At 59.5% G+C, this 11,012-nt stretch carries 9 protein-coding genes and 1 pseudogene; 8 read left to right on the top strand and 2 right to left on the bottom strand.

The genetic code is table 11. The annotated features are described in order from the left end of the window. Together PMI09_RS25335 and PMI09_RS25330 are read left to right on the top strand one after the other, a co-directional pair. A pseudogene (locus tag PMI09_RS25335) lies at positions 1-479 on the top strand (ribonuclease E/G); the annotation flags it as partial. Positions 480-826: 347 nt separating this feature from the next. Continuing rightward, the gene (locus PMI09_RS25330) at positions 827-1,225 is read left to right on the top strand and encodes a cupin domain-containing protein (RefSeq protein WP_007801125.1); all 399 of its coding nucleotides are present in this window, start codon (positions 827-829) and stop codon (positions 1,223-1,225) included. A gap of 26 nt (positions 1,226-1,251) precedes the next feature. On the opposite strand, the gene PMI09_RS25325 is transcribed toward PMI09_RS25330, so the two are convergent. Further along, a complete protein-coding gene (locus PMI09_RS25325; RefSeq protein ID WP_007801123.1) occupies positions 1,252-2,355 on the bottom strand; it encodes a COX15/CtaA family protein in 1,104 nt (367 codons plus the stop codon). A 112-nt stretch (positions 2,356-2,467) separates the two neighbouring features. On the opposite strand from PMI09_RS25325, the gene PMI09_RS25320 reads away from it, so the two are divergent. Both PMI09_RS25320 and PMI09_RS25315 read left to right on the top strand, forming a co-directional pair. Next, the gene (locus PMI09_RS25320) at positions 2,468-2,677 is read left to right on the top strand and encodes a DUF2842 domain-containing protein (RefSeq protein WP_007801121.1); all 210 of its coding nucleotides are present in this window, start codon (positions 2,468-2,470) and stop codon (positions 2,675-2,677) included. Between the two features lie 118 nt (positions 2,678-2,795). Beyond that, positions 2,796-4,037 (top strand): GNAT family N-acetyltransferase, encoded by a 1,242-nt coding sequence (locus tag PMI09_RS25315; protein WP_007801119.1) that lies wholly within the window; start codon positions 2,796-2,798, stop codon positions 4,035-4,037. Here the strand turns inward: PMI09_RS25315 and PMI09_RS25310 are convergent, their stop codons facing one another. Next, positions 4,038-6,188 (bottom strand): GumC family protein, encoded by a 2,151-nt coding sequence (locus PMI09_RS25310; protein ID WP_007801117.1) that lies wholly within the window; start codon positions 6,186-6,188, stop codon positions 4,038-4,040. A gap of 190 nt (positions 6,189-6,378) precedes the next feature. Between PMI09_RS25310 and PMI09_RS25305 the strand changes: the two genes are divergently transcribed. Genes PMI09_RS25305 through PMI09_RS25290 form a run of 4 tightly spaced genes read left to right on the top strand, consistent with a single transcriptional unit; the run spans position 6,379 to position 11,004 of the window. Then, positions 6,379-6,954, top strand: coding sequence for a polysaccharide biosynthesis/export family protein (locus tag PMI09_RS25305; protein WP_007801115.1), 576 nt, complete (start codon positions 6,379-6,381; stop codon positions 6,952-6,954). A 6-nt stretch (positions 6,955-6,960) separates the two neighbouring features. Further along, complete coding sequence (locus PMI09_RS25300) at positions 6,961-8,130, top strand: glycosyltransferase family 4 protein (RefSeq protein WP_007801113.1); 1,170 nt, start codon at positions 6,961-6,963, stop codon at positions 8,128-8,130. Positions 8,131-8,185: 55 nt separating this feature from the next. After that, positions 8,186-9,745: an undecaprenyl-phosphate glucose phosphotransferase gene (locus tag PMI09_RS25295; protein ID WP_007801111.1), complete on the top strand. Its 1,560-nt coding sequence runs from the start codon at positions 8,186-8,188 to the stop codon at positions 9,743-9,745. Beyond that, positions 9,742-11,004 (top strand): O-antigen ligase family protein, encoded by a 1,263-nt coding sequence (locus PMI09_RS25290; RefSeq protein WP_007801108.1) that lies wholly within the window; start codon positions 9,742-9,744, stop codon positions 11,002-11,004. The genes PMI09_RS25295 and PMI09_RS25290 overlap by 4 nt, the downstream gene beginning before the upstream one ends. The last annotated feature ends 8 nt before the right edge of the window (positions 11,005-11,012 follow it).

Genomic DNA, 11,012 nt, shown 5'->3' with positions numbered 1-11,012 from the left:
CCCCCCGCCGCAACCGCGAGGAAGGCGGCGAGCAAGAAGCTTCTGCGGCGGAAGTGGCAAGTGACGGTGCTGAGGATGGCGAGACAGAGGTAACCGCCGCCGAGGTGATCGAAGCTGCCGCTGACGAAGCAGTCGAAGCTCAGCCAGCGATGGCAGCTGTTGAAACAGGCGCCTCGGTTACTGAGGACGTGAAGCCGAAACGCGCACGTCGTAGCCGCAAGGCATCTCCGGTCGAGGAGCCCGTTGTGGAAGAGGCCGCGGCGGAAGCGGCACCGACCGCGGAAGCTGAAGCCGAGACTGCAGCCGCAGACCTCGCAACGCCGGCCGTCGAAGACGCAAAGCCTGTCCGCGCCAACAGGGAGTCGAACATCTCTTCATCTGAACCGACGGTTAAGTCGACGCGCAGCGATGCCGCGGAAAGCGAAGGTGACGGCAAGCCGAAGAAAGCTGGCTGGTGGCAGCGCCGCGGTTTTTTCTAAGACTGATCTTCGGCGATAAATAAGCAATACGATCCGGCTGCGGCGACGCAGCCGGATCTTTTATGCTCTCGTGAGATCGACGTCGCACCTGCTCCGTAGCGAAGGAGCGCAGGTCAAAACCACCTTGGATAGCGCGACCATGCCTGAGCAAGCGTTTGTCGCGGCGCAGATGTTCCGGGCCGGATGCCTGCCGCTGATAGCCAGATGATGGCCCGTAAGGACCGCTGACGAAGGCTGCTACGTACTCTTACAAAGTGCCACTCTTGTCGACACATCGGGGATACACGTCTCCGGTTGAATTACACCTGTGATCAACGGGTATGGCCAGCAGGCACGGGAGAGGCGATATGAACATGAAACAGATGATGGCGGCGGCTTTGTTGGTGGGGTGCGCGCTTGCCGAGCAACCCGCTTACGCGCAACAGCCACAGCTCCAGCGCACCGATATTGTAAAAGGCGATCTAAGCATTCCTGGCCATGAAGCCGTGCAGGTTCGGGTAGATCTTGAGCCTGGCGCGGTGTCAATCAAACACAAGCATCCAGGCGAAGAGATTGCCTATGTCCTCGACGGCGTGATTGAGTATCAACTTGAAGGCAAAGAGCCCATGACGATCAAGGCCGGCCAGGCCTTGTTCATTCCCGACGGAGTGGCGCATGTGGCGAAGAACGTGGGCGACGGCAAGGCATCCGAGCTTGCGACCTACGTCGTCAGGAAGGTGTCGGAGCTGGTTCAGCCCGACGAATGAGCCTTGGTGAGTGCGCTCGACGCACCTCAATCCCGCTCGGCAATCGCGGTCTCGTGCGGGTACTCTCCGTAAAACGCCCGCCAGTTCGCGATCGCGAAACCAAGGACCACGAGGGCTCCGCCCTGATGCAGCAGCCCCCAATGAAGCGGGACTTGCAACAACAAGGTGGCGATTCCAATCGCCGCCTGAGCCATCACTAGCACAAAGAGAACGACGGCGCGTCGAGCATGCGTCGTGGACGGCGCTGCAGCAAGGGCAATGATCATGTTGACCAGCGTCACTGCAAACAGGGTGTAGGCACCCAGCCGATGGAGGAACTGCACCGTCTTGGGGTTCTCGAAGAAATTGATCCAGGCCGGTTGCTGGATCAATAGGTCGGAGGGAACGACGGAGCCGTCCATCAACGGCCAGGTGTTGTAGGTAAAGCCGGCATCGAGGCCAGCGACGAGCGCACCGAGATAGATCTGAAAAAACGCAAAAACGGCGATCACAGCGGCCCAGACATGCGAGCCCGGCGTGGGCGCCGGATCATCGGAGTGAGGGGAAAGCCCTCGCATGATCCACATGCAGGACGCGAAGATGAGACAGGCCATGACAAGGTGCGTTGCCAACCGATACTGGCTGACGTCGGTTCGGACGGAGAGCCCTGACGATACCATCCACCAGCCGATCGCGCCCTGCAGTCCACCCAGCATCAGAATTCCGAAGAGAGGCCAGCGCAGCCGTCGCTCCACCTTTCCTGTTACCCAAAAATAGAGCAACGGCAACGCGAAGATGACACCAATGCCGCGTGCAATCAGACGGTGGGCCCACTCCCACCAAAAAATGCCCTTGAACTCGTCGATGGTCATTCCGTCATTTATTTGCTGATACTCGGGAATGCGCTGGTAGAGCTTGAATTCCTCGTCCCATTCCGCGGCGCTCAGAGGCGGAATCACGCCGTGGATCGGCTTCCACTCGGTGATCGACAGGCCCGAATTCGTAAGTCTGGTGGCGCCGCCGACGATCACGAGACAGAACAGTGCCAAGAGCACAAAGCCCAGCCAAATGCGAACAGCCCGGCGATTGCCCTCCTGCCGGCGTATCTCACCCAATATCTGCTGTTCGGTGCTCAAGTTCGCGATGGCCATGGCTGCTCCTTACGTCCGGTAGTTGATTTGCCTGAGCGGCTCATGCAAAACAAGCCCCGAACCTTTGCGGCATGCCGTCGCGGCAGTTCAACACCAGTGCGAAAGATATCTGATGCCTGTCCGCCTCCGGAAATTTATCGGTACGATCCTGATCGTCGTGCTCGTACTCGCCTACGCGGTGCTTGCAAACACGATCGCAGTCGCGACGCTCGGCAACGCTCCATGGTGGGGGCAACTCCTCTACTTTTTCCTGACCGGGCTGCTGTGGGTTCTTCCCGCCATGGTTATCATCAAATGGATGGCAGGGCCGAAGCAGCAGTGAGCCGTTAACGTCAGGATAACCGTGATCGACGGAAAGCACGGTGCGTCGTGGCCCATAAACGAAATGGATGCCCTGCTACCCTATTCTCCGCGCTAGCAAGTCAGACCGGAGAAAAACCGTGCAGGCGCAGAAGCTTCCTGTTCCAGATAAAGCGCACCATTCGAGGGAATCCGACGCGGGCATTTCCGAATTGCGGGCGCTGACCGCGCAGCTTGCAGTGACGGAACTCGATATCGTCGTCCTGGATGGCTTGGAACCGCTGGAAGAGCTCTGGCGCGAGCTCGATCGCGACGATCTGAATTCCCTACACCAAGGTTACGACTGGTGCATGTCGTGGACTAACGCCCATGGAAACCCACTATCGATCGTCTGGGGCAGGCTTGGCGAAGAGACCGCATTTATTCTGCCAATAGAGATAAACAGGTTTCACGGTTTCCGCACCGCCAGATTTGTCGGTGCAGATCACAGCAACATCAACACGGGCCTCTTCACAGCACGCTTCATCGAGCTGGCCAAGGGTCTCGAGCGCCGAAAATTCGCGGAGTTGCTGCGTCGCGCTCTGGTCGGAAGCGCCGACCTTCTGTTGCTGCAGAACATACCGCTGGAATGGCGTGGACGCCGCAGTCCTCTAGCGCTGTTGCCGATCGTCCAGAACCAGAACCACGCCTACCATCTTCCGCTCCTGGCAGACATGGAATCGACACTCCAACAAGTGAGCGCAAAGGGCCGACGTAAGAAGTTTCGAACGCAGTTGAGACGTCTGGAGGCGCTCGGCGGGTTCGACTACATTTCTACCGGAACTTCGTATGAGCAACATCGGCTGCTCGATCGCTTCTTCGAGCAGAAGGGCGAACGATTCAAGGCGCTCGGACTGCCGGATGCGTTCGAAGAACCAAAGACCAAGGCTTTCCTGCACGGCGCACTCGACATTCGCGACCCCGACAGCAAGACGGTGGGGCTGGAAATGCACGCGATCCGCCTGAAGGGCGAGTACGATGGTCATATCGCGGCCCTGGCTGGTATTTCTCGCAAGGGCGACCACATCATCTGCCAAATCAGCGCAATCGATGAAAGCTTGGCGGCGGATGCGAGCCCTGGCGAATTCCTATTCTGGCAGATGATCGCCGGGCAGCATGGCAAGGGCGTCGGCCTGTTCGACTTCGGCCTTGGCGACCAAAGATATAAGCGCTCATGGGCACCAGTAGAAACCGGGCACTATGACGTTGTTCTGCCGCTTTCGTTACGCGGCAGAGTGGGTGGCCTCGTTCACCGGGCAATCACACGGTGCAAAGCTTTTATTAAGTCTCGCCAGAAGATCTACCAGCTTGTCCAGCGCATACACCGGATGATCGGCGTTTGATCACGCGGCATGCCGAGAGATCGGGCTTTCAAGGGGCTCGTCGCTATCGGACATCAGCACGACACGCCCGTAGCCGGCCGCTTCGAACTCGGTCATAGCGGTCACGAACTCCGGCTCGACGATCTCAGGCATGGAGAGGATGATTTCGACGTCCTTGCTCTGCGTCAGGCGCGAAACGCCGGCCACGTCGGCAGCTCCGCATTCCACGATCACGAGATCATAGGCCGAGACCAGAGCGTCCAACAGCAAAGACAGCCGATCGGCACCGCGCATCGCCCGGCGTGGATCGCTGATACCTTGCGGAATGAAGTGTGCGTCGGAGCGGCTGTCGCCATGGATCGTATCGCCGAAGGCCGCATCCCCGCAGAGCAAATCGGTTATGCCGAGCATGTTGCGATCCTCGGCCATGAGGTCGGTCGGCAGCCCCGAGCCCGTCATGTCGACTAGTATGACACGCGAGCCATCCTCGGCTAACTTGCGCACAAGCGATACGGTTGCCGCCGAGCCGTCATTGCCGGTCGGCGAAATGGCGATGGCCAAAGGCGCTCTGCTGCCGCGAAGGTAGTCCGAGACAGATGCTATCGAGAACTCGTTCGTTTCGACGGCACTTTCCTCCTCGACTGGCTCGGCAACCGGCTCCTCGTCTGCGGGTGTAGCCAACAGGCTCGGTGTAGCCACCCGCCTGGCGGAGCCGGCAGTCGTCGCTTCAGGCTCCTCTGCTTCATCACGCACCACCTTCTCCTCGGGTGGCTCGACGGGGCGGAGTGCCCGACCGCTGAAGAGTTCGGCGAGCATGATCACAATCGATGTCATAATGAAGGTTGCCAACGCAGCGACGATGACGATCGGCAAAACCTTCGGGAAATAGGGATCGACGGGTTGTATCGCCTTCGACACGATACGTGCGTCGGCTGGGCTTGAATTCTTGTCGGAGCGCGACGCCGCCTCGCGGTAACGAGAGAGATAGGTTTCCAGGAGTTGCCGCTGTGCCGTGGCTTCGCGCGTCAGGGCATTTAGACCAACCTCGTCTTCCCCAGCCTGGGCGCTGTTGGCCTTCAGCTTGTCGGCCTGCCGCTCCAGTTCCTTTTGGCGAACCGCAGAGACCTTCGCTTCGTTTTCGATGCTTGCGAGGATCTTCTGCGTCTCCTGGCGAATCTGTGCCTTGATGTCCGAAAGCTGCGCGCGAAGGCTCTTCAGTCGCGGGTGGTTATTGAGCAACGACGTCTGCAGGTCGGAGATCTGCGACTGCAGACCTGACTCCGTGCTCTTCAGCCGCTGGATCGACTGAGACGACATGATGTCCTGTAATGTATCGGATGGCTCACCGGCGGAGAGAGCATTGCGTACGGACTGAGCACGCGCCTCGGCATTGGCGCGCTCTCCCCGGACCCGGGTAAGCTCTGCCGAAATGTCGTTCAACTGCTGTGTGGCGAAATTCGAGCCGCCGTTGGTCGGCAGCAGTCCGTGCACGGCGCGGTATTCCGCCACCTTCTGCTCGGCATCATTGACCTTCTGGCGGAGATTTTCGATCTCCGGCTCCAGCCAGCGCGTCGCCTCGGAATTCGAATCCAGCTTGGCGCCGCTCTGGGTGGCAAGGTAGACCGCCGCCATTGCATTGGGGATTGTCGCCGCGAGCTTCGGATCCTTCGAGGTGAAGGTAATGCCGATCACGCGCGATCCCGGCACCTGATAGACCTGAAGCCTCTCCATGAAGGCGTCGATCACGCGCTCTTCGGGGGGATTCTCATACGGGTTTTTCTTGAGGTGGAGCGCCACCAGGATATCGGTGAGTGCCGAGCCATTCGCGGCCGCATCGAACTCCGGCAAATCGTAAAGCTTCTGGCCGTTGATGACCTGCTTGATGAGGTCCGAGGACTGGAGAAGCTGCACCTGGCTCGCAATATTGAGCTCGTCCAGCAATGGTCCCGCATTGGTATCGTTTACCTGCGCATTGGCGAAGGCTGGGGCGCGGGGCTCGATCAGGATGCGCGTTTCGCTTCGGTACTTGGGGGAGATCATCTTAGCGCCCGTGAAGGCGATCCCTGCCCCCAACGCGGTGATTGCCAGGACCTTCAGCCGGCGTGCCCAAACGGCGCGGACCAATTGTCCAAGATCTATGTCCACATCCTGATTACCCGATACGCCGGACATGCTTGTACTCCAAGAACAAACGTGGCCGCGAGGGTAAATCACTATAGTAACCCAACGGTTAATGTTTGCGCCGCCCCTCCGGCGGACATCGACCGGTCGAAGTCAAAAAAATCGGCGGTTTTTACCGACCGTTAACCCTAACGGATTGATAACGGCTGAGATCGAATTCGTTTTCCTATGAGCAGACGCGATGCCCTTCGCACAGCCCAAGTTCCTGATGGCTCTGAGCCTCGCCGCCACGACCGCGGTCCTGAGCGGCTGCAATAGCTACAAGCCCGCCCCCCAGGCCTTCAACCAGGCGACGATCCAGCCCTATTCGCTGGACAGCGGCGACCGGCTGCGCATTACCGTGTTTGATCAGCCAAGCATGACCAACACGTACACGATCGACCAGGCCGGCTACATCGCCTTCCCGCTTGTCGGTCAAGTCCCTGCTCGCGGGCGCACGCTGCAGCAGCTATCGGGGCAGATCGCGCAGAAACTCAGGCAGGGCTACTTGCGGGATCCCGACGTCACGATCGACGTCGACCGCTACCGCTCGATCTTCGTTATGGGCGAAGTTGGCCAGTCCGGCCAATACGCCTACCTTCCCGGAATGACGGTGCAGAATGCCGTTGCCGTTGCCGGCGGCTTCACCTCGCGCGCCAATCAGGGCGCGGTCGATGTGACCCGCAAGATTAACGGGCAAGTGATCACGGGGCGCGTCAATATCTCTTCGGCGATCATAGCCGGCGACACCATCTATGTTCGCGAACGACTGTTCTGATCCGCGATGACTGAACAGCGTCCGCTCCGCATTCTCCATTGTTTCAGGTCACCGGTTGGCGGAATCTTCCGCCATGTCCGCGATCTGGTGCTAGAGCACAGCAAGGCGGGGCACGAGGTCGGCATTCTCTGCGACAGCTCTACGGGCGGCGAGCATGAAGACCGTCTATTCGACGATATTCGTCCCTTCCTGGCGATGGGTTTGACGCGCATGCCGATGCGGCGGCACGTCAGCCTCTCCGATCTCGGAATGCTCTGGGATACGTACAAGAACATCAAAAGTTTGCGGCCGGATGTGCTGCACGGTCACGGCGCCAAAGGCGGTGTGCTCGCGCGGCTTGCCGGCTCAGCCCTGCGGGTGAACAGGTATCGCGTAGCCCGCCTCTATACAGCGCACGGCGGAAGCCTGCATTATTCCCGCAGATCGCTCATGGGGCAATTCGTGCTCCGCATGGAGCGCCTGCAGGAATACTTCACCGACGCCCTCGTCTTCATCTGCGAATACGAGCGCGATGCGTATACGAAGAAGGTCGGTCGACCACGGACGGAAACGCGGCTGATCTACAACGGGATCGGTGAGCGTGATTTCGAGCTCATCCCAACCCGTTCAGATGCAGTCCACTACATCTACGTCGGCATGCTGCGGGACCTTAAGGGTCCCGATCTCTTTGTGGAGGCCTTCGCGAAAGCGGAGCGTATTCTCGGACGTCCGCTTTCGGCCGTGATGGTCGGCGACGGACCAGACCGCGACCGATACCGGGACATGATGATCGAACGCGGCCTGGGCAAGCGGATCAGCATGCTGCCGGCAATGCGCGTCCAGCAAGCCTTCGCAATGTCCCAGAATCTCGTCGTGCCGTCACGCGCCGAAGCCATGCCTTACATCGTGCTCGAGGGTCTCGGCGCCGGCAAGACCATCATCGCAACTCGTGTTGGCGGAATTCCCGAGGCATTGGGCAGAGATAGCCCGGCCCTTGTCAACCCTGACGATTCCGACGATCTCGCGCGCGCCATGGCGGATGCGATCCGCATCCCCGATTGGCATGACGCCGTGATGCCGCCGATGGAGCAGGTGAAGTCGGTTTTCTCGGCCTCGGTGATGGCCAATGATGTCCTGAAATTGTACCACGACCTTCTGGAGCTCCAATCCGGGCAAGCTCTTGCGGTTGCTTCGTAAAAGTTTCTTAGGGGCTTTCTGCTATGCCGTTCCGATAACCAGCGGCGGTAGCCTCATGAACAAGGCAGAGAAAAGCGATCAATTTGACCTCGAAGCGCTACGCAAACAGGTTTCAGACATCAATCGGCACAACAAAGACGCGGATAAAAAGGCCCAGCCGGAGCCGATCAACAGCTATGCCCGTCAGATCGCCGAGCAATTCAGTGCGGGAAACCGCTCGCCGGCTATCATCATCGGCCAGTTTCGCCTGTTGGAATTTGCTTCGCAATTTCTGATCGGGCTGCTCGTATTCCTTCTCTGGCCGGGGAATGAGGCGGAGACCCTCTTTGGACGCGCCGTCACTGCCGTAATTGTTGCGGCCCTCCTCGTCTGCGGGCTCCAGACGGCCGACACTTACTCCGTCCCCGCCTTGCGCACGCGTTTGCGCCTGCTGCCACGCGTTTTTGCCGTGTGGGGATCGGTCTTCGTGATCGTCGCTGGCGCAAGCGCATTCGCCGGCAACGTCAGCTCGACCGTGGTGCCGGCCTATTTTGCCTGGTTCGTTGCTGGCGCAATCTTCCTCCTCGCCGCTCGCTTCCTGTTCGCCTACGGCATCCGCAACTGGTCGCGCAACGGCATCATGGAGCGCCGCGCTGTGATCGTGGGCGGTGGAGTACCGGCCAAAGAGCTGATCCGGGTCCTCGAGCAGCAGCCCGACAATGACATCCGGATTTGCGGCATCTTCGATGATCGCGGCGAGAAACGGTCGCCGATCATGGTCGCAGGTTATCCGAAGCTCGGAACGGTCGCCGAACTGGTCGAGTTCGTCCGTATCACGCGCATTGACATGCTGATTATTTCGCTTCCGCTCAGCGCCGAGGCACGCATTCTGCAGCTGTTGAAGAAGCTTTGGGTCCTGCCCGTCGATATCCGCCTCGCCGCTCATGCAAATCGTCTGCGCTTTCGTCCGCGCGCCTACTCGCGCATCGGCTCCGTCCCGATGCTCGATATTTTCAACAAGCCGATCCGGGACTGGGATTCCGTCGCCAAGCGCTGCTTCGACATCTTCTTTGCGTTGCTCGCTCTGGCGCTTTTCTGGCCGATCATGCTGACAACAGCGGTCGCCATCAAGCTGACCTCGAAGGGGCCGGTCTTCTTCAGGCAGAAGCGTCACGGTTTCAACAACGAGATCATCAACATCTTCAAGTTTCGTTCGATGTATGCCGACAAGGGCGATCCGACCGGTCGCGCCGCCGTCACCAAAGGTGATCCTCGCGTGACCCCGATCGGACGCTTTATCCGCAAGAGCTCGATCGACGAACTGCCGCAGCTTTTCAACGTGCTGACGGGCGACCTTTCACTGGTCGGCCCGCGCCCGCACGCCATTCTTGCGCAGGCGAAGGATCGTGCTTTCGGGGACGTCGTGGAAGGCTATTTCGCTCGCCATCGCGTGAAGCCCGGGGTGACCGGCTGGGCGCAGATCAACGGTTGGCGCGGAGAGGTCGATCACGACGACAAGATCAAGTTCCGGACGGCCTACGACCTCTACTACATCGAGAACTGGTCGCTCTGGCTCGATCTGAAGATCCTGTTCCTCACGCCCTTCCGGTTGTTCAATACGGAAAACGCCTATTGAGCGCGGTCGAAGCGACATCTCTGCGCGTCGCCCAGCCGCAACGAGCAACGTTGCGGCTGCTTGGTTCGGCGATGGTCGCCTTTGGCGTCTTTCTCTCCGGCTTCGTTATCGACGAGCCGGCGCCTTATGAGCTCTGGATGGCCGCGCTTCTCTGCATCTGGTTCATTCTGGGGCTTAGGATCTCGCGCTTCACCGTGCCGCTTCTGGCACTGCTGCTTGCCTTCAACATTGGTGGCATGCTTTCGCTGACGCAAATGAAAGATCTCGGGACCGGACCGATGTATGTCGCCGTCTCAACCTTTCTCGCGCTCACAGCGATCTTCTATGCAGCGATTATCGAGGATAGCCATCGGCGCCTGCCGCTCATTTTCAATGCCTGGGCATTTGCCGCCGTCATCACCTCGCTGCTCGGGATTCTCGGCTACTTTCACGCCTTCCCCGGCGCGGAGGTCTTCACGCTCTACGATCGTGCCAAGGGCGCCTTCCAGGACCCTAACGTATTCGGCCCATTCCTGGTCCCGCCGTCCCTCTACCTCGTCCACGGCATTCTCGTCGGCAACTTGAGGACGTCGTCGATCAAGGCCTTTGCACTGTTGATCCTGGCGCTTGGCGTGTTTTTGTCCTTCTCGCGTGCGGCCTGGGGTCTTTTTCTTCTCGGCATTGTCCTTCTGATCTTCTGCATGATGCTCAAGGAACGCAGCGGCGCGTTTCGCCTGCGGATCCTAATCCTGTCGCTTGCCGCGATCATGCTGCTGATCGGATCGCTGGTCGTTGCATTGCAATTTCCGAAGGTCAGCGCGCTCTTTTCGGCACGCGCCCAGCTCGTGCAGCAGTATGACGGCGAGCACCTCGGTCGCTTCGATCGCCACCGCATTGGCTTCACGATGATGATGGAACGGCCGCTCGGAATCGGTCCGCTGGTCTTCGGCACAATGTTTCCGGAAGACGAGCACAATGTCTGGCTGAAATCACTAACGAGCTACGGTTGGCTCGGCTTTCTCAGCTATGTCACAATGCTTTGCTGGACGATCCATCTCGGGTTCAGCAATCTCCTCAGGGATCGCCCGTGGCAGCCCTATCTGATGATCGCATGGATCGGGGTGTTAGGGCATGCAGCAATCGGCAACGTCATCGACATCGACCACTGGCGACATGTCTACCTGCTTTTCGGCGTCGTCTGGGGCTGCGCTGCGCTCGAACAGCGCCATAAACGACGTCTTACAACACGTCGGTCTTGCGAACGAACGCCGGCGCACTAGTCTTTGAT

The sequence above is a fragment of the Rhizobium sp. CF122 genome (genome assembly GCF_000282035.1).
Taxonomy (GTDB): Bacteria; Pseudomonadota; Alphaproteobacteria; order Rhizobiales; family Rhizobiaceae; genus Rhizobium.
This window is presented reverse-complemented; position numbering and strand designations above follow the sequence as displayed.